The organism is Bacillus sp. Medicinal_06, assembly GCF_056711665.1.
Window position 1 is genome coordinate 129,273 of record NZ_JBWYHD010000006.1, and the last position, 18,614, is coordinate 147,886.

Below are 18,614 nucleotides of genomic sequence, written 5' to 3' on the forward strand. Positions count from 1 at the left end.
ATCATATGTAAATTTATCCCTTCCCTCTCTCTCGATGCAATATACTTCTTGTCGTTATTCGCCGAAACATCGATATCCCTTGTCGAATCGCTGATATATTTTAATTTGCGCCGATATATGCTGAGAAATAGTCGATATATTTGAAAAATCGCCGATAAAATTTCATTTACTATTTTCTCGTCCCCTTCCCATCTATATAGTAACATGTTTTTTCTAATTATATTATTTTTAATGAATACAAAAAAGCAGTAAGCTCATGCTCACTGCTTTTTATTTCTATAACATAACCCCAACAATAATTGCTGATAAAATACTTACTAACGTTGCACCATATACAAGTCTTAATCCAAATGAAGAAACAACGTTTGATTGATTTTCATCAATCCCTTTCGTTGCACCTGCGATAATTCCAATAGATGAAAAGTTTGCAAACGATACAAGGAATACGGATAGAATACCAACTGTACGAGCTGATAATTCTCCCCCTACTTTTCCAAGATCAAGCATCGCAACAAATTCGTTTGATACTAATTTTGTCGCCATAATTTGTCCCGCTGTTACCATTTCTGCTTGTGGAATACCCATTACAAAGGCAAGTGGTGAGAAAATGTATCCTAGTATAGCCTGGAATGTGATACCGAATACAGAATCAAACAAGCTGTTAATTGCTGTAATTAATGCAACAAATCCAAGTAACATTGCAGCTACTGTTACTGCTATTGTAAAACCAAGCATAATATATTCGCTAAGCATTTCGAAGAACGATTGCTTTTGTTTATTTTCTAACTTAAGTGTATCTTCTTCTTCAGTAATGTCATAAGGATTAATAATATGAATAATGATAAACCCACTAAATAAATTTAATACAAGTGCTGTTACTACATATTTTGGATCAATCATTTTCATATAAGAACCAACGATTGACATCGATACTGTCGACATAGACGACGCACAAAGTGTATATAAACGATGCTTTGGAATTTTACTTAATTGATCTTTCACCGTAATAAACACTTCTGCCTGTCCAACAATCGCTGCCGCTACGGCATTATATGATTCTAGTTTTCCTAGACCATTTACTTTACTTAATAAGAAACCAACTGAACGAATGAATAACGGTAAAATTTTAAAGTGCTGCAAAATGCCAATTAATACAGCAAAGAATACAATTGGTAATAATGCTGTTAAGAAGAATGAAACCTCTCCTTTATTAACAAGACCACCAAATACGAAAACGATTCCAGACTCCGCATATGCAAGCAATGCTCCAAAGCCGTCAGAAATCCCTTTTACTAAAATATAACCAATTTGTGTATTTAATAAGAAGTACGATAATGCCAACTGAATAACAAGCATAATCCCAATTGGTTTATACTTAATTTTCTTTCGATCCGCACTTATAAGAAAACCGAGTATAAATACAACGAGTAATCCTACAAGAAACATAACAAATTTCATAGATAAAATCCTCCATTTAAACCTTATTCAACGCTCTAGAAAATTATTTAACGTTGAACGTCTGACCATAGAAAACAAGAAATAATCCGAACTTTTATTTAACACATAAAAATATGTATATTAAGAATTAAAACCGCCTTACCTCTTATCTGGAAAGACCTTATACATTCTAACATAAATTCTAATTCACATCTTCATATTTCTAAAAAAAATACATTTTCTTATAAAACTCAATTTAACGTTCGCTTTTCACCTCATCCCCTCTAACTTATCCCCACCAAAAAACGAGCATCAAGTTCGACTTGATGCTCGTTTTCCATTTCACTATACAGCTTTTTCTTTTTCAACTACTGGCTTGTCCCAACACTCTGTATTTGTTAAACCTGGAATAGAATCTGCACTGAAGACTGGATCTTTTCCTTGTTTCTTTTGCTTTACATAGTCTGCCAACGCAGCATATGCGAATCGGCCAAGAAGCGTAATCGCAATTAAGTTTGTGATTACCATTAGACCCATAAATAAATCTGCCATATTCCATACGACTTGAAGCGTCGCAACAGAACCGAATAGCACCATTCCAACTACCGCAGCACGATAAATCATTAACCAAGTTTTACTTTGTTTAATGAATTCAATATTTGTTTCACCATAATAATAGTTTCCTAGAAGTGAACTGAACGCAAATAAGAAAATAATAATCGCTAAGAAGCTACTTGCCCATGGGCCAATTTGCGAGCTTAGTGCTTTTTGCGTTAATTCAATTCCTTCTAAGTTCGTTGCCTTATATGCACCAGAACATAATACGATAAACGCCGTTGATGTACATACTAAAAATGTATCTACTAAAACTCCAATTGTTTGAATAAATCCTTGTTTCGCTGGATGCGTTACATCTGCTGTCGCAGCCGCATTCGGCGCACTACCCATACCTGCTTCGTTCGCAAATAATCCACGTTGAATACCATACTTCATTGCCGCTCCAATACCGCCACCTACAGCTGAATCTAAGCCAAATGCACCTTTAAAGATTTCTGTAAAAACATCTGGTAGTAAATAGAAGTTTTTAATAACAACAAAGATAGCTACTCCAATATAAAGGATTGCCATTGGTGGAACAATCATTTCTGACATGCGCGCTATACTCTTAACACCACCAAAAATAATAACTGCGACTAATACAGCTAATACGATCCCTACAACATAACGCTCTAAACCGAATGCATTTTTAAATGCTAGCGTAACTGTATTTGCCTGTACTGAGTTAAAAATTAAACCGTAACTAATTGTGATAAGAATAGAAAACCATATTCCCATCCAACGTTTATTTAAACCTTTTTCCATATAATAAGCAGGACCACCACGGAATCCACTGCCATCTTTTATTTTATAAATTTGTGCAAGTGTACTTTCTACGAAACTGGAAGATGCTCCAATAATTGCGATTACCCACATCCAAAATACTGCGCCGGGTCCTCCCATAGAAATCGCTAACGCTACACCAGCTAAGTTACCAATCCCAATGCGGGCTGCTGAACTCATACAGAAAGCTTGGAAAGAAGATACGCTGCCCTTTTTACGTGTCTTTCCAGTTAACCCGTCACTCATCAAACGTACCATTTCCCCTAAATGGCTAATTTGTACAAATTTTAACTTGATAGAAAAATAAAGCCCTAGACCTATTAACATTGCAATAAGAATATATGACCAAAGAATCGTATTCGTTGATGAAACGAACTGTTCTAAAATATTCATACGATTAGTCCCCTCCCTTTTCTCTTCATAAATTGAATTATATTCAAAAAATATTCAAAAATCAACATCTTTCGACAGGATATTACTTCCATATGTTAGATTTCCTAACATACACATGTTATATGGAAGAAAATCTAACTCTTTATTTTTAGAAACGCACATACTATATACAGAAATATTTTTCATAGACAAAGCAATTGACAAAAAATAAATCTGTAACTATAATAGTTACAACTAGTGGTTACAAACCTACTTAAAAGACATTCATTCATTTTTCAGATATACACTTATAACAATTATTTGGAGGGATTCCTTATGAAAATCGGAATTATCGGAGCAAGTGGAAAAGCTGGAAGTCGCATTTTAAAAGAAGCATTAGATCGCGGACATGAAGTAACCGCAATCGTAAGGAACGCTACAAAAATTACAGAAGATGATGTAAAAATTTTAGAAAAAGATGTTTTCGATCTTACCGCTAATGATCTACAAACATTTGATGTAGTAGTGAACGCATTTGGCGCTCCTGCAGGCAAAGAACATCTTCATGTAGAGGCAGGAAACGTATTAATTGAAGCAATGAAAGGTGCACCTAACACAAAATTACTTGTTGTTGGAGGCGCTGGAAGCTTATTTGTTGATGAAGCAAAGACAACACGTGTATTTGACACACCAGGTTTCCCGAAAGAATACCTTGCAACGGCTCAAAATCAAGGTAAAAACTTGGAAATCTTACAACAAACAAATGATATCACTTGGACATTCATTAGCCCTTCTGCCCTATTCGCATTAGGAAAACGTACTGGTTCTTACAAAGCAGGTAAAGATCACCTTCTTGTTAACGAAAAAGGCGATAGCTACGTAAGCTACGAAGACTTTGCCGTAGCAGCACTTGATGAAATTGAAAATCCAAAACATGTGAACGAACGCTTTACAGTTGTTTCTGAAGCTGAGTAATAATAAAAAGTGCTGGCAAACGCCAGCACTTTTTATCTTTTGTACGGTGTAGAAGGTTTATTAGGTTGATTCGGCTTCTGAGGAACTTCAGCTTTTTTCCAACTTACCGCTAAATCCGGGCTTGTTTTCTCTTCACTACGCTCTAATAACACTACTGCATCTTGAATCGTTTCCGTTCCCTTATGTTCAATACCTTGTAATTTCGTTAAATTACCAGATACTTTAAAGCTAAATTCACCAGATGGTGCCGCTTTTGGAATTAAAATACGGAACTTTTCACCTACGTTAAATTGTGTTTTTTCTTCGCCTTTTTCATTCACAAACTTAGCTCCTTGTGGCGCACCAGTTGCTTGCACTGTGTATGTTCCACTCTTTGCATTTGTTTGCACTGTATATAAAACAGTCTCAAAGAACTCACCTTTTAATACTGCTTCTTGTTTTTCCGACGGCGTAACGCTCATTGTGATTTCTTGTACTTCTTCACTACTATTTGCTTTTGCAACAATGTCTTTCGTTAATTTCTCTACATTTTTATTACGAAAATCTAAATCATCGATACTCACTTGTCCAAGCGCATTCCATACAGCAAGTTGCGTCGCATAGTGCGCCTCTCTCCAATCAGATACACCTAATTCTTGTGGACTTTTTTGTGGGTAACCATTTAACAATACACGGTACACACCTATGTCCACCTTACCTATTTCAGGTAAATCTTGACCGCTTGGTGATTTCAAAAACACATCTAAGCAGTACGCTATTTTTCCATCTGCTGTTTTAATAAGTTCCGTTCGGATTGGTTTCTTTAATGATTTACTATAACTCCAATCCATTTGATACTTTGTATGATCCATGACTTCTGCGGATGCTTTTTGGAGTGGGAATAATAAGTTCGCAAATACAAATAAAACACTCAAAAAAGCAACCAATAACTTATACGATTGTTTAATATTCATGTTTACAACCCCTTATGAAATAACAAATTTACTACTGTATAGTATCTAGTTAAAAGAATTTTTTATACATTACTTCCTCTTTCTTAGAACACTAAAAAAACACGCGCAGGAATCAGCTTGCGCGTGTTTCTACCATCATTTAGTTTTCTTGTAACAATAATTTTGAACGCACTAATGCTCCTCGCACTTTTATTCCAATCCATGCAGCTAACGCAGCTTTTATTACACCTACAATTAGGAAAGGAACAAAACCGCCCAGGAAAGCTGCTTGCCATCCTAATGAAGCCACATACTTTAAAAACACAGTTCCAATCGTTAATGTCACAAGCATCCCTAAAATATTTGCCATTAATGAATTCCAAAATGTTAGTTTTGTTTTTTCAGTTAATAAACCAATTAAAAAAGCCGTTGGGATAAAGGCTAACAGAAAGCCACCTGTGGGACCGAATAAAACAGATAGACCGCCACTAAATCCAGCATAAACAGGAATTCCAGTTGCACCAATTAAAACATATAATAATACAGATAAAGTGCCATAACGTGAACCTAAAATTGTAGCAGTAAGACCAATCGCTAGCGTTTGACCTGTTATCGGAACGAGCGGCAAAGGAATTGTAACTTGGGCCAAAATACCAATAATAGCAGCAAATAGTGCAGTAACAATTAACATGCGAAAATGGTTTGTACGATGATTATTCATATGTGCCTCCCTAGGAAAAGTTTATATTATAAATTTAAGATATCTTATTCAATATAAGGAGTAAACACTTTTGTTTGAATATTTAGTTTTCTAATAACACAAAAAAGGGCGCAAATCTTCTTTTTTGCACCCTTTTTTTCTATTCTCTATTAAAAATCAAAGTTATCTGGATCTGGACCAACGCGATGATTTTGGTTTAATGCATCGATTTGTTCCATATCTTCTTTTGTTAATTCAAAATTGAAGATATCCGCATTTTGGATAATACGATGCTCTTTCGTTGATTTTGGAATTGTTACAACTTCATTTTGCAGGTCCCAGCGCAAAATAATTTGCGCAGTTGTTTTTCCGTATTTATCTGCAATTTCTTGTAATGTAGAATTATCTAGTAACTGCCCTTGCATAAGAGGTGACCATGCCTCCATTTGAATACCTTGTTCACGACAGAAGCCCTGTAATTCTTTTTGGGTTAAACGAGGATGGTACTCGACTTGGTTAATCATTGGTTTCACTTCTGCACCTTCCATTACATCTTTCAAATGATGAATTTGGAAATTACTCACGCCAATCGCACGTACGCGTCCTTCTTTATATAGCTTTTCTAATGCTCTCCATGTATCTTTATATTTTCCCTCTACAGGCCAATGAACAAGATATAAATCTAAATAATCAAGCTCCAGCTTTTTCAGACTTTCGTCGTATGCAGCTAATGCTCCTTCATAGCCTTGATCTGAGTTCCAAACTTTTGAAGTAATGAATAAATCTTCTCTAGAAATTCCCGCTTCTTTTATCCCCGCACGAATACCTTCTCCTACAGCTTTTTCATTTCCATAAATTGCAGCTGTATCAATACTACGGTATCCTTCTTTAATTGCTGTTTTTACAGCCTCTACAAGTTCTGGTCCATCCTCTACTTTAAATACCCCTAAACCAAACCAAGGCATCTCTACGCCGTTATGCAATGTTGTTGTACTTTGTAAATTTTTCATTATACTCTTCTCTCCTTTACATTTTTCATTTGATCTCTCTTTTCTAAACTCATACTCCATGCCGTTAAAACAACTGCACCGACTACCATAATCGCACCTACCCACGCTGTATGAATTAACCCTAATGAATTCGTTACAATACCGCCTAAGTAAGCCCCAAGAGCGATTCCTGCATTAAAGGCCGCAATATTCATAGCAGATGCAATATCGACAGCGCTTGGTACGAAGCGCTCAGCTAATATCACGACATATACTTGTAATCCCGGAACATTCATAAACGCGAATAATCCCATTAAAATAATTGTAATTAACCCTGCTACCTTAAATGGCGCTGTAAATGCAAGCACAAATAACACAATTGCCTGAATGAAAAACATAAAAAACAATGCACGAATTGGGTTGCGATTAGATAGCTTACCGCCAATCATATTTCCAATTGCGATTGCAATCCCATACACTAACAAAATAACCGTAACTGTACTTGCTTTAAAGCCTGTTACTTCTTGTAATAATGGGGACAAATACGTAAACGTTACAAATGTTCCACCGTATCCTAATGCAGTAATAACGAAAACAAGTAATAGCCTTCCATTTGTTACAAGCTTTAATTGATCGCGAAAAGATACCGATGCACCTTTTCGTAAATTCGATGGAATGAGCATACCGTTAGCTACTAAAGCAACAACTCCAATTGCCACAATAACCATAAACGAAGCTCTCCAGCCAAATTGTTGACCAATAAATGTTCCAATCGGGACACCTGTAATGGTTGCAACTGTTAAACCCGTGAACATAAAAGCAATCGCACTAGCTCGTTTATGTTCTGGTACAAGAGCTGCCGCAATCGTTGAACCAATCGACATAAATACACCATGAGCAAATGCAGATATAACCCTCGCAACAAGAAGTACACCAAAACTTGTTGACATCCCTGCAATACTATTACCAATAATGAAGACAATCATAATCCACATTAATAACGTTTTCCGTGACATACTAGCTGTTAACGACGTTAAAACAGGTGCGCCAAATGCCGTTCCTAACGCATATAGAGAAACGGTTAAACCAGCCGTTGTAACAGAAACATGTAAATCTTTCGAAATAGATGGTAATAAACCGACGCTAATAAATTCGGTTGTACCAATGCCAAACGCACTAATTGCTAATGCTAATAAGGCAAACATACTTCTTCTATTCGTTTGAACACCAGAAGAAGGTACTGTATATGAATTCAATTGAACTCCTCCTTAATACGAGAAATCCAATCATAATAGTATGATAAAAAGGCCTTTTTATCTTCTAATAAAACAGTTTTACTGCTCATAACTGCTATTATGAATGGTTTCATTCTTTTTTGAAAGAACGCACTTGAAAGTACGGTAGGTACCTAAAAGTAACATAGGCACCTTTTAGTAACGTACTACTCATTTGCCTCTTACGTATGCTATTATGAAACATGTTCAACGTAAAAAACAGTACGTACTTTTAAGTACTATAGGTACTAAAAAGTAACATATGACTAGAAAAGACTCGTTAAAGGGGTTGTAATATATGAAGAAATACAATATTCCTGTAGAAGCAACCTTAGAAGTAATCGGCGGAAAATGGAAGGTCGTTATCCTTTGTCATCTAACAAAAGGGACAAAACGAACAAGTGAATTAAAACGTTTAATGCCTGGCATTACACAAAAGATGCTGACACAGCAATTGCGTGAATTAGAAGAAGATGGAGTTATTCAAAGAAAAGTATATAATCAAGTACCGCCAAAAGTTGAGTACTCACTTACCGACTATGGTTGGTCCTTAGAAGCCATTCTCGATTCCCTTTGCACATGGGGAGAGTGCCATCTTGAAAAGAACGGTAACACATCGATGCTAATTACAGGGGATGAACAATAAGAAAAAGGAAAAAATGAACATAAATTTGTCCATTTTTCCCTTTCTCTCTTTATATATATGTACATTTCTTATCTAAACAAAATAATTTATGCGCTTTCATGCCTTGTCAGTACTAGGTTATACGCTCAATATCAAATAATTAGGAATCATTTTTATGTTAACATAGGTGTATATAGTATATAATATAGGATATATATTATATACACTTTCCGATAAGGGAACTTTCCATTATGCGGACAAGCCATGTATCGGACAGTTCATAAATAATAGGTAAGACATTATGGTTTTGGATTTATGTTTTCAGCTTACTTGCTGTCATAAATTTAAAGGCATTTTATTGTGTTTTGTGAAACTTTGTATAAAGTTTCGCAAACGTTTACTATCTTACTTATCAAAAATAAGAGTATTGCTATCGTAAAGGAGAATTGGAGATGCCAGAAACTATGACTCAAACAAAGCCAGAACAAGAAACTGTACAAATTTCTGCTAGCCAAGGACAACTTGATGTACTTGATCAGTTGTTAAAACCTGAGGTACAAGAATCATTAACAACACTAGTGGAACAGCTTCCAAAATTAACTGAGCTTGTTAACATTTTAACTAAGTCTTATGACTTCGCTCAAACTGTTGCTACTGATGAAGTATTAAAAAGCGACACTGTTGGTGCAATCCAAGAGCTTGTAGAACCTGTAAAAGATACAGTAAAAAGCATGGCTGCAACTGCAATCGAAGCGAAAGATCGTGCTGACGAAAGCAACGAAGTTATCGGCCTATTCGGTCTATTAAAATTACTAAAAGACCCACAAGCACAAAAAATGTTCCGCTTCATCAATGCTTATCTTCAAATTAGTGCAGAACGTAACAATAAATAATTTAACTTATAACAACAATTAGTAAAGACGGGGGATATCATACTATGTCAAAACAAATTGTCATCTTAGGCGCTGGTTATGGCGGCCTTCTTGCCGCTTTAAACGTACGTAAATATTACAGCAAATCAGAAGCACAAGTTACAGTGATTAACCAATACCCAACACACCAAATCATCACTGAACTACACCGCCTTGCAGCTGGTAACGTGTCTGAACAAGCAATTGCAATGCCACTTACAAAGCTTTTCAAAGGCAAAGACATCGATCTTAAAATCGCAACAGTTGAGTCATTCTCAGTTGATAGCAAAGAAATCAAACTAGCTGGCGGCACTACTTTATCTTACGATGCACTTGTAGTTGCTTTAGGAAGTAAAACTGCTTACTTCGGTATTCCAGGACTAGAAGAAAACAGCATGGTATTAAAATCTGCTGCTGATGCAAACAAAATCTACAAACACGTTGAAGACCGTATTCGTGAATACGCTAAAACGAAAAACGAAGCTGATGCTACAATCGTAATCGGTGGTGGCGGATTAACTGGCGTTGAGCTAGTTGGTGAGCTTGCTGACATTATGCCTAAACTTGCAAAAAGCCACGGCGTAAATCCAAAAGAAGTTAAACTTCTTCTTGTTGAAGCAGGTCCAAAAATCCTTCCAGTACTACCAGACCACTTAATCGAACGTGCAACTACTAGCTTAGAAGCACGCGGCGTTACATTCTTAACAGGTCTTCCTGTAACAAACGTTGCTGGCAATGAAATCGACTTAAAAGACGGTCAAAAACTTGTTGCTAACACATTCGTTTGGACAGGCGGCGTACAAGGTAACCCATTAATCGGCGAATCAGGTCTTGAAGTAAACCGTGGTCGTGCAACAGTTGATGCATACCTACAATCTACTTCTCACAAAGACGTATTCGTTGCTGGAGACAGCGCTGTTGTCTTCGCTCCAGACGGACGTCCATACCCACCAACTGCACAAATCGCTTGGCAAATGGGTGAGTTAATTGGATACAACTTATACGCAGCACTAGAAGGCAAAGCATTCGAAGAGTTCGCACCTGTAAACTCTGGAACACTTGCAAGTCTAGGACGTAAAGATGCTGTTGCTACAATCGGAGCAAGCAATACTCCACTTAAAGGTTTACCAGCATCATTAATGAAAGAAGCAAGTAACGTTCGTTACTTATCACATATTAAAGGATTATTCAGCTTAGCTTACTAATCCAAATACTAGCCCGAATCATGATTCGGGCTTTTTTTAAATCCAAAAATCCCTTTCTTTTTGGGCGAAAGAGAGCATCCAGCCATGCATAGGAGCGGTCAGGGCCTTTTTCTGCACCATGCCATGTTTAAAACAAAAAGATACAATGAGTGCAAGGCTCCTTTTTTCTTCGTGGCAATGATTTACCTTTCAAAAAAACAAAGAAATTTATATAGATTACCATGAGTAACTTTTTATAAATATAAATTAAAGAACCAACATAAAAACTTTCCTGTTTGATGGAAGAGAGCATCCGCCCACTTCTTCTATTCTTCGTAACAACGATTTATATATTATTTTTATTCGCCACGAAAGCTAGATAAACCTCCGCAATAATCTTAATATACTGACTTTTTTGTGACGAAATTATGGATATTATAAAAGTAGAAGCAAGAACCCCTCTCACTTCTACTCTATAACAAACTTTAGGCTCCTAATTTCACCAAACTGTAATTCTTTTTACCTTTACGGATAATAATAAATCTTCCGTCGAATGAATTTTCCGCTGTAACATCTGTATTCACATCCGTTACTTTCTCTCCATTCATCAAGATTGCTCCATTATTAATATCTTCACGAGCTTGACGTCTAGAAGGTTCAATTCCTAAATCAACTAACCACTCGACGATATTTTTCGTTTCTTTTGAAGCATGGAAAGTTGGCATATCTTTAAAGCCTTGTTCAATTTCATCCGCAGTTAACGATTTAATATCCCCACTAAATAATGCTGCTGTAATTTTTACTGCTTGCAGTAAAGCTTCTTCACCATGAACAAATCGCGTCATTTCCTCCGCTAAGACTTTTTGCGCTTCACGTTTATGCGGCTCTGTTTGAACTTTAACTGCTAATTCATCAATTCTCTCTTTCGTTAAGAACGTAAAGTATTTCAAGTATTTAACCACATCACGGTCATCTGTATTCACCCAGAACTGGTAGAATTCAAATGGCGTTGTTTTTTCAGGATCTAACCATACGGCTCCGCCTGCTGATTTACCAAACTTCGTACCGTCTGATTTTAATAATAATGGAATTGTTAATCCAAATACTTTTGCTTCATGCCCCTCTAGTTTACGAATTAAATCTAAACCACTCGTAATATTCCCCCACTGATCACTACCACCAATCTGTAATTGGACACCTTCTTCTTTGTATAAGTGATGGAAGTCCATAGCTTGTAATATTTGGTATGTGAATTCCGTAAATGAAATCCCTGTATCCAAGCGGCTTGCTACGATATCTTTCGCTAACATACTATTTATACTAAAGTTTTTACCGTAGTCGCGTAAAAACTCAATAATATTGATTTGATGTGTCCAGTCATAATTATTTACCATTTTCACTTCACTATTGCCACCAAAGTCGAATAGCTTTTTCATTTGCGCTGTTAATGCATCCACATTCTGTTGTACTTGTTCCAATGTTTGCAATTGACGCTCTGTTTGTCGTCCACTTGGATCACCAATCGTTCCTGTCGCGCCTCCAATTAAAATAACAGGATGATGTCCAGCTAACTGAAAACGTTTCATCATCATAAACGGAATTAAATGTCCAATATGCATACTGTCACCAGTTGGATCGACACCACAGTACAAGGAAATCTTTTTCTCTTCTACTAGTTTTCGTAATCCTTCTGCATCTGTTTGTTGATTCACAGCATCGCGCCATTCTAACTCATCAATAATGTTCATGTCTTTCCATCCCCTTTATTAAATTTCCCTTGCAAAAAAACAAAAAGTCCCTATGTCTATACTAGACATAGGGACGATTATGAACCGTGTTACCACCCAGATTGCACAAATAGTACCAACGCTACTATTCATACCACTCTTAGCAATCATATCGTTTGCTACTCCGCTTAGCATTACCTAAGATACTCCAGAGTGTAATTCACAAGTTTGTTTGTGCTAGGTTCCATCAACCCCTAGCTTTCTCGATAACAGTGACAAACTGCTACTGGGCTCTTTCAACGTATTGAATATGTTAAATTATAGCCATTATAGTGAATCAAAAACACATTGTCAATTATACCCAAAAACTTTTTAAAAATTATTTAATTTAAATCTTCTCCAATAATCCGTACTTCTCTCTCTAACGTAACACCGAATTTCTCTTTCACTGTTTTTTGAACAAAATGAATTAAATCAATATAATCTTGTGCCGTTCCATTATCAACATTTACCATGAATCCAGCATGTTTTGTTGAAACTTCCACACCGCCAATTCGCGTTCCTTGCAGTTCAGAATCTTGGATTAGCTTACCAGCAAAATGGTTAGGTGGACGTTTGAAAACACTACCACATGAAGGGTATTCTAACGGCTGCTTCGATTCTCTTTTATACGTTAGATCATCCATTTGTGCTTTAATCACTGCATATTCACCTTTTTCAAGTTCAAATGTAGCTTCAAGTATGATGTAGTGGTTATTAGCAAATGTACTTTTACGATATCCAAAATCAAAGTCGTCTTTCGAAAGAGTAATTAACTCTCCCTCTTTTGTCATGACAACCGCTTTTGTTAATACGTATGCCACCTCACCACCGTATGCACCTGCATTCATATATAAGGCTCCTCCAACAGAACCTGGTATACCACAAGCGAATTCTAGTCCTGTTAAAGAGTGCTCTAGCGCCACTTTTGATACATCAATAATCGCTGCGCCACTTTGTGCTACAATTATTTGCCCATTCACAGTAATATCCGTAATATGTGTCAAACTCAATGTGATTCCGCGAATACCGCCATCTTTTATAATCACATTAGAACCATTTCCTAAAAACGTAATTGGGATGTTATGTTCAGTTGCATACTGTACCACTTGTTGAATTTCAGTATAGGTAGTGGGCTGCACAAACACATCTGCTTTTCCCCCTACTTTTATATGCGTATGATTCTTTAACATCTCATCTTGTTTTACATGTTCTTCTGGTAATACTGTATTTAAATATTCATATACTTTCTGCATATCCATTCTATGATTCCTCTATTTCTATTAATAATTAATGGCCTATCCTCTCGATAGTTCCAGCATTCTTAAAACTATTTCTCTTATTCTCTTCCATTCCGCTTACAAGTTCATTTACTACACTACATGTAATGCCATGCTGAAAATAAGTAGGTAATCGGCCACCACATAGATTACCTGAATAGTTTAGTAAGATAGCTTCCGTCTCTATCTTATCAAAAAATCGAGAAGAAAACTTTACCTTCAAAAATTTTCCGATATAACCAAGTTTAAGGCGAAAAAATTTAAAATCTAATCTCTTCCTTTACAAAACTCTATTATATCGCATGTTAATGTGAAAAAATATGGTTAAAGAAGGAACTTTTCAAACTGATAAAAATGTCTATATTTTGTCACATCAACAATAGATATTATAAAAGTGTAAGGCTCTTGTAATATAAAAGGATGCCTCTTTATATGTTAAGGGCATCCTTTTTTCATGTTATTTTAATTGAATTTTGACTAGCGGTAATGGTTTTTCAGGGTGATATGGTGACATTTCTATTTCTAATACATAATTCTTTAAACTAAAATTTTTCACACCATATTCCCCATCTAGCTGAAACGTCGCCTGGAATTGTAACTTCTCCTTATCCAATACCTTCACATCGCTGCCCTTTATCACATGACCAATCGGTGCAAATTCTTTATCCAAATATGAAGAATCTGTTAAATTCATAACTTCCCCTCGATTGATCAACTCATCCATAGAAATATGTTTTGTATCGACATTTTGAAGTGTATATTGCACAATTAATCGTTGTTTTTTATGTTGGATTTTATTAACAATGATCTTTAAATCGCTACGAGTACTTTGTATTTCAAATGGTGTCTTTTGATTTAAAGCCTGAATAGACGGTTTTTCAGATAACCTCACATTCGGATGTAGCGTAATAAATTCTGCGTTCTCTGGAACTTTTCCAAAAATAGATCTTTCATCAGATTCTATCTGAGTTCCGACTTTTTCTCTTCCAAATTCAATACCTGACGTTTTAAAATCAATTTCATTTCCTTTATCATCCGTCACCTTCCCAATTCTCGCTAAATCATTTTCTCCGGCAAGTGGATACATTGCTTTATAGTCGATTGCAATTGACCCTTTTCCAACTGTAATCTTTTCAAAGTTCAATGTATGTTCTTTATCTTCACTACTTACGGATGCTTGAGGATGAATCATTTTATTTTCCAATTGTTGTACGGGAATATCAAATTTCCAAATCCCTTTTGTGTCTCCGATAGACGTAATGGTAATTGGTAATGTTGTATTTTGAGGAAGCTCTTTTTCTGGATAATCAATATGAATATTCCCGAACCAACCGTCTTTTGTTATTTTCCCATCAAATGAAGCTGCACGCCCCCATTTCGGACTGCCATCAACAAGTTTAAAATCATAGTAAAAGCCATTTGCAAAAGTATTCTTTATCTCTACTTCGTCTGGATTATCTACTTTAAATGTAACACTAATTCTACCACTATCATAATACACACTGTTCATCGTTACACTAATCCCATTACTCACTGCCTGCTGATTTAATTCTGTTACAAGCTTACTTGCCGACAAGTTTTGACCAATTGTATCATGAAAATGCGAATATATTTTCCCGATAATCGGAACTTCCGCCAATACACGGCTCATTTGCGGAAATACAAATCCTGAGCCTAGTACCCCGATACAGATTGAAGCTGCAGTTAACAAAGCAATTTTTCTTCTCTTATATATCTTTTTAACTGGTTTTTCTGCCTTTGCCCTAGCAATCCCTTTTTGGATAGCCAGATTCAGTTCTTGCCCTGGAACTTCAACTTTATTTATTTCGTCATCAAACCGCTGTTTATCCAACTCTCATCACTCCCTCCTAATAATTTTTTTAGAGATTTTCTCGCCCGGTGTAAATATGTCTTTACAGTTCCCTCTGGTACACTCATTTGCCAAGCAATTTGATGAATTGGAAGATCATAATAATAATATAAAATGATTACTGTTTGATATTTTTCATCCAATCTTTGAATTGCTCCCTGCAAATCAATATTTTGCTCAATTTGATGTAGTTTGTTTGGTACCTCACCATATGTATCTGCTTCTCTTCCGTCCTCTATCTTCTTCACTTTTTTCTTTTCACCTAATAGCTGATAGGCATTATGTATAAGAATACGTGTCAACCATGTCAAAAAATAGTTTGGTTTCTTTAATTGCTCTATAGATAGATACGCTTTATATACTGTTTCTTGTACGACATCAAGCGCATCTTCTTTATTCTGCACATACAGATACGCAGTGCGGTACAACTGATCTTGATATAAACTAATGAGCTGTTCGAAAGCTGCATCGTCACCCTTTTTTGCTTTTTTGACTAATTTTATTTCATCCATTGTATCCCTCCTTTCACTTATTAGATAGATACAAGCACCGTTTGGTTTCAAAAAATTTATTTTTATTCCATACAAAAGAGCACACCCAACGGAATGTGCTCTTTTTACACTTAATTACTTATTGTTTTCTTCTTTTTCCTTATCAAACCATAATAATTCCTCATCATCAACGTCACCATTATAGTTGATCAGAATTTCTTCCCCTGCTTTTATATCCTTATAAGCATAGAAATCAAATGTATGATTATCAAAGTTAATTTCATACGTCGCATTTGGTTTATAAGCATGATTAAATAGCATACCGTATCCTAAAAGAATTGCCGAATGATTTATCCCATACTCAAATGCGTAGTCAGCAAGTAACGTTTTCTCTATAAATTGATGCTCCTCATTCGGATACGAGATAACTGGTGCTTCATGTAGAAGCTCCCCTTTTTTTATATCACGCGTTGCAAATACTCCTCTATTAAACTCTCCATCGCTAAGTGTGGAAGTCTTGATTTCAATCATATTCTTCACCTATACATTTCTTTCTCTGCAGTATTTTTTCTTCTTAAGCTTGGCAGATAATGAGAAGAAAAGCAATTGGTTTTATTTTTCCTTTACAATATATCTGCGATTCGACACAGGATATCGACCTTTCGACAAAAATGCTACAAACAATCCTTTTGAATCAATTACATTTCCCTTTTTTAAACACCGAAACGATCGCCACAAACAACACAGAAATAGTACCAGTTAAAAATAATACATAACTTACTGGAACTAAGAAGAAATAAGGTTCTATAAGCAAACCATCTGGTGCCACGCTACTATTTGAGGCATGGATACCAAGACAGATAATCCCTAATAATATTGGTGTAATAGCTAATAAGAATTTCTTTTTCATCATATATTCTCCTCGTTTTAAATAATTAAGATTCATTTTTTTCATATTCTAAAATGTCACATGGTTGGCATTCTAGAACTCAAGCAATAAAAAATGATTAACTTTAATCATACGGATAATTCTTTCTGTTTTATAAAAAAGAAACACCCTTCAATTACTAACCATATAATAATCCGAAGTAAATTATAAATCAACAAAATTTTATCGTAAAACAATAAATTATTATCACTTTAAATAAAAAAGTTTGCGAAACATTTACTGTTCCACAAACTTTTTTCACTTGAATCATACTGTTTTATACAATCAATCGTTTACTAAAGAAAATATAAAAAGCACAAAGTAAAACGAATGTCCCTGCATATATTAATAAACTTTCTACTTGTACAATATCAGCCAGTGGTCCGAATATAATCATCCCTAATGGCAAAGCACATGAGTTAGAAATTTGTACAAAACTAAACACCCTACCGTGCATAGAAGGTTCAACTTCCTCCTGCAATAAGACTGTAATTGGAGTGTTGAAACAAGGCATCGTTATCCCAATTAGGAAGTTAAACAACAAGTATACGACAAATATCGGTGCTATACCCAATCCAACCATTAGTAAACCGTATAAAGCACACGCAAGAGCTGTTGTATGCATGCGATTTCTAAAGCCACCCCACGCAGCGATTAAAATTCCTCCCACAGCAGCTCCAGCGCTGAAGGTCATTTCACTTGCTGTTAACCTCCACATTTCCGCACCAAAGGAACGACTCACCATTAAAGGTGTTAAAAATGCGGCAGGACTTGCTAAAATCATTACGATAATCAATAACACGAGCAATCGCTTAATGAACACATTTTCTTTTAAATAAGCAAACCCTTCTTTTATTCCTTGTACGTTAGACTTTTGTTGATTTTCCTTGTTTATATACGCTGGTACCTGAATCATAAACATGATGCCAATCCCGATGACTGCAGTCATAACATCAATAAAAAATGTAGCCTCAATACTTGCTATAGAGAGAATTGCTCCGCTTGCTGCCGGTGAAAGAAACATGATTAAAGATGTAATGCTACTGTTTACTCCATTTACTTTCATAAGATTATCTTTGGGGACAATCTGTGGAATCAAAGCATTAACAGCTGGAGTTTGTATCCCAGTCCCAGCCGACCGAATTAGCAATACAATGAAAAGTAACCAAATGCTCTTATAACCCGCTACAAATAAAATTGCTAAAATGAATGTCGCAAACGCAATTATCCCATCGGATAACATAATCATTTTCTTACGGTTATAACGGTCTATCCACACGCCGGCGAATAAAGAAATCGCAATTTGTGGAAGGAAACCACAAACAGTAGAAATGGTCAACATCATTCCAGATGATGTTGTAAGTGTGATATACCATATAATTGCGTACTGAACCAATGACGAACCAAACAACGAAATGGTTTGTGCTGTTAGGAATAGAACGATTTTTGTTTTCCAATTGTTATCATACATAAATTTATTTACACCTCTTGTTTCATTTC

General features: G+C 35.7%; 17 protein-coding genes and 1 other annotated feature. Of the genes, 4 read left to right on the forward strand and 13 right to left on the reverse strand.

What is annotated here, in order from left to right:
• Positions 1–276 precede the first annotated feature (276 nt).
• Together AC1M36_RS16280 and AC1M36_RS16285 are read right to left on the reverse strand one after the other, a co-directional pair.
• Positions 277–1,458 (reverse strand): NupC/NupG family nucleoside CNT transporter, encoded by a 1,182-nt coding sequence (locus AC1M36_RS16280; RefSeq protein WP_336453371.1) that lies wholly within the window; start codon positions 1,456–1,458, stop codon positions 277–279.
• Between the two features lie 324 nt (positions 1,459–1,782).
• The gene (locus tag AC1M36_RS16285; RefSeq protein ID WP_336453370.1) at positions 1,783–3,210 is read right to left on the reverse strand and encodes an alanine/glycine:cation symporter family protein; all 1,428 of its coding nucleotides are present in this window, start codon (positions 3,208–3,210) and stop codon (positions 1,783–1,785) included.
• A gap of 315 nt (positions 3,211–3,525) precedes the next feature.
• On the opposite strand from AC1M36_RS16285, the gene AC1M36_RS16290 reads away from it, so the two are divergent.
• Entirely contained in the window at positions 3,526–4,164 is a 639-nt protein-coding gene (locus tag AC1M36_RS16290; RefSeq protein ID WP_336453369.1) for an NAD(P)-dependent oxidoreductase, read from the forward strand.
• A gap of 32 nt (positions 4,165–4,196) precedes the next feature.
• Here AC1M36_RS16290 and AC1M36_RS16295 read toward each other — a convergent pair whose 3' ends face one another.
• The 4 genes from AC1M36_RS16295 to AC1M36_RS16310 all read right to left on the reverse strand — a co-directional run bounded on the left by AC1M36_RS16295 (position 4,197) and on the right by AC1M36_RS16310 (position 7,990).
• Positions 4,197–5,117, reverse strand: a complete 921-nt coding sequence (locus AC1M36_RS16295; RefSeq protein WP_336453368.1) for a thioester domain-containing protein — start codon at positions 5,115–5,117, stop codon at positions 4,197–4,199.
• Between the two features lie 139 nt (positions 5,118–5,256).
• Entirely contained in the window at positions 5,257–5,817 is a 561-nt protein-coding gene (locus AC1M36_RS16300; RefSeq protein ID WP_336453367.1) for a biotin transporter BioY, read from the reverse strand.
• A 149-nt stretch (positions 5,818–5,966) separates the two neighbouring features.
• Entirely contained in the window at positions 5,967–6,806 is an 840-nt protein-coding gene (locus tag AC1M36_RS16305; protein WP_420792370.1) for an aldo/keto reductase, read from the reverse strand.
• Positions 6,806–7,990 (reverse strand): MFS transporter, encoded by a 1,185-nt coding sequence (locus AC1M36_RS16310; RefSeq protein ID WP_336453494.1) that lies wholly within the window; start codon positions 7,988–7,990, stop codon positions 6,806–6,808. Before AC1M36_RS16310 ends, AC1M36_RS16305 begins: the two co-directional genes overlap by 1 nt.
• A gap of 367 nt (positions 7,991–8,357) precedes the next feature.
• On the opposite strand from AC1M36_RS16310, the gene AC1M36_RS16315 reads away from it, so the two are divergent.
• From AC1M36_RS16315 to AC1M36_RS16325, 3 genes are all read left to right on the forward strand, one after another.
• A complete protein-coding gene (locus AC1M36_RS16315; protein ID WP_336453366.1) occupies positions 8,358–8,705 on the forward strand; it encodes a winged helix-turn-helix transcriptional regulator in 348 nt (115 codons plus the stop codon).
• Between the two features lie 431 nt (positions 8,706–9,136).
• Complete coding sequence (locus AC1M36_RS16320; protein ID WP_336453365.1) at positions 9,137–9,577, forward strand: DUF1641 domain-containing protein; 441 nt, start codon at positions 9,137–9,139, stop codon at positions 9,575–9,577.
• Between the two features lie 44 nt (positions 9,578–9,621).
• The gene (locus AC1M36_RS16325; protein WP_000043198.1) at positions 9,622–10,800 is read left to right on the forward strand and encodes an NAD(P)/FAD-dependent oxidoreductase; all 1,179 of its coding nucleotides are present in this window, start codon (positions 9,622–9,624) and stop codon (positions 10,798–10,800) included.
• Between the two features lie 464 nt (positions 10,801–11,264).
• On the opposite strand, the gene tyrS is transcribed toward AC1M36_RS16325, so the two are convergent.
• The 7 genes from tyrS to AC1M36_RS16360 all read right to left on the reverse strand — a co-directional run bounded on the left by tyrS (position 11,265) and on the right by AC1M36_RS16360 (position 18,585).
• A complete protein-coding gene (gene tyrS / locus AC1M36_RS16330; protein WP_336453364.1) occupies positions 11,265–12,527 on the reverse strand; it encodes a tyrosine--tRNA ligase in 1,263 nt (420 codons plus the stop codon).
• Positions 12,528–12,593: 66 nt separating this feature from the next.
• Positions 12,594–12,815 (reverse strand) — a binding site (T-box leader).
• Positions 12,816–12,889: 74 nt separating this feature from the next.
• Positions 12,890–13,807 carry a UDP-N-acetylmuramate dehydrogenase gene (gene murB / locus AC1M36_RS16335; protein WP_336453363.1) on the reverse strand — a complete coding sequence of 306 codons (918 nt, stop codon included), beginning with the start codon at positions 13,805–13,807 and terminating at the stop codon, positions 12,890–12,892.
• A 475-nt stretch (positions 13,808–14,282) separates the two neighbouring features.
• Positions 14,283–15,677 carry a DUF4179 domain-containing protein gene (locus tag AC1M36_RS16340; protein ID WP_336453362.1) on the reverse strand — a complete coding sequence of 465 codons (1,395 nt, stop codon included), beginning with the start codon at positions 15,675–15,677 and terminating at the stop codon, positions 14,283–14,285.
• The gene (locus AC1M36_RS16345) at positions 15,647–16,207 is read right to left on the reverse strand and encodes a sigma-70 family RNA polymerase sigma factor (RefSeq protein ID WP_336453361.1); all 561 of its coding nucleotides are present in this window, start codon (positions 16,205–16,207) and stop codon (positions 15,647–15,649) included. Before AC1M36_RS16345 ends, AC1M36_RS16340 begins: the two co-directional genes overlap by 31 nt.
• A 114-nt stretch (positions 16,208–16,321) precedes the next feature.
• On the reverse strand, positions 16,322–16,717 hold the full coding sequence (locus AC1M36_RS16350) for an SET domain-containing protein (RefSeq protein ID WP_336453360.1): 396 nt from the start codon (positions 16,715–16,717) through the stop codon (positions 16,322–16,324).
• Positions 16,718–16,880: 163 nt separating this feature from the next.
• Complete coding sequence (locus tag AC1M36_RS16355; RefSeq protein WP_420792369.1) at positions 16,881–17,141, reverse strand: DUF3955 domain-containing protein; 261 nt, start codon at positions 17,139–17,141, stop codon at positions 16,881–16,883.
• Positions 17,142–17,391: 250 nt separating this feature from the next.
• Positions 17,392–18,585 carry an MFS transporter gene (locus tag AC1M36_RS16360; protein WP_336453359.1) on the reverse strand — a complete coding sequence of 398 codons (1,194 nt, stop codon included), beginning with the start codon at positions 18,583–18,585 and terminating at the stop codon, positions 17,392–17,394.
• Positions 18,586–18,614: the final 29 nt, after the last annotated feature.

What these genes read in the sequence shown, in the direction of transcription:
- AC1M36_RS16280 (WP_336453371.1), bottom strand. Translation starts at nt 1,458, where the DNA reads ATGAAATTTGTTATGTTTCTTGTAGGATTACTCGTTGTATTTATACTC.
- AC1M36_RS16285 (WP_336453370.1), bottom strand. Translation starts at nt 3,210, where the DNA reads ATGAATATTTTAGAACAGTTCGTTTCATCAACGAATACGATTCTTTGG.
- AC1M36_RS16290 (WP_336453369.1), top strand. Translation starts at nt 3,526, where the DNA reads ATGAAAATCGGAATTATCGGAGCAAGTGGAAAAGCTGGAAGTCGCATT.
- AC1M36_RS16295 (WP_336453368.1), bottom strand. Translation starts at nt 5,117, where the DNA reads ATGAATATTAAACAATCGTATAAGTTATTGGTTGCTTTTTTGAGTGTT.
- AC1M36_RS16300 (WP_336453367.1), bottom strand. Translation starts at nt 5,817, where the DNA reads ATGAATAATCATCGTACAAACCATTTTCGCATGTTAATTGTTACTGCA.
- AC1M36_RS16305 (WP_420792370.1), bottom strand. Translation starts at nt 6,806, where the DNA reads ATGAAAAATTTACAAAGTACAACAACATTGCATAACGGCGTAGAGATG.
- AC1M36_RS16310 (WP_336453494.1), bottom strand. Translation starts at nt 7,990, where the DNA reads ATGTTTGCCTTATTAGCATTAGCAATTAGTGCGTTTGGCATTGGTACA.
- AC1M36_RS16315 (WP_336453366.1), top strand. Translation starts at nt 8,358, where the DNA reads ATGAAGAAATACAATATTCCTGTAGAAGCAACCTTAGAAGTAATCGGC.
- AC1M36_RS16320 (WP_336453365.1), top strand. Translation starts at nt 9,137, where the DNA reads ATGCCAGAAACTATGACTCAAACAAAGCCAGAACAAGAAACTGTACAA.
- AC1M36_RS16325 (WP_000043198.1), top strand. Translation starts at nt 9,622, where the DNA reads ATGTCAAAACAAATTGTCATCTTAGGCGCTGGTTATGGCGGCCTTCTT.
- tyrS (WP_336453364.1), bottom strand. Translation starts at nt 12,527, where the DNA reads ATGAACATTATTGATGAGTTAGAATGGCGCGATGCTGTGAATCAACAA.
- murB (WP_336453363.1), bottom strand. Translation starts at nt 13,807, where the DNA reads ATGGATATGCAGAAAGTATATGAATATTTAAATACAGTATTACCAGAA.
- AC1M36_RS16345 (WP_336453361.1), bottom strand. Translation starts at nt 16,207, where the DNA reads ATGGATGAAATAAAATTAGTCAAAAAAGCAAAAAAGGGTGACGATGCA.
- AC1M36_RS16350 (WP_336453360.1), bottom strand. Translation starts at nt 16,717, where the DNA reads ATGATTGAAATCAAGACTTCCACACTTAGCGATGGAGAGTTTAATAGA.
- AC1M36_RS16355 (WP_420792369.1), bottom strand. Translation starts at nt 17,141, where the DNA reads ATGAAAAAAATGAATCTTAATTATTTAAAACGAGGAGAATATATGATG.
- AC1M36_RS16360 (WP_336453359.1), bottom strand. Translation starts at nt 18,585, where the DNA reads ATGTATGATAACAATTGGAAAACAAAAATCGTTCTATTCCTAACAGCA.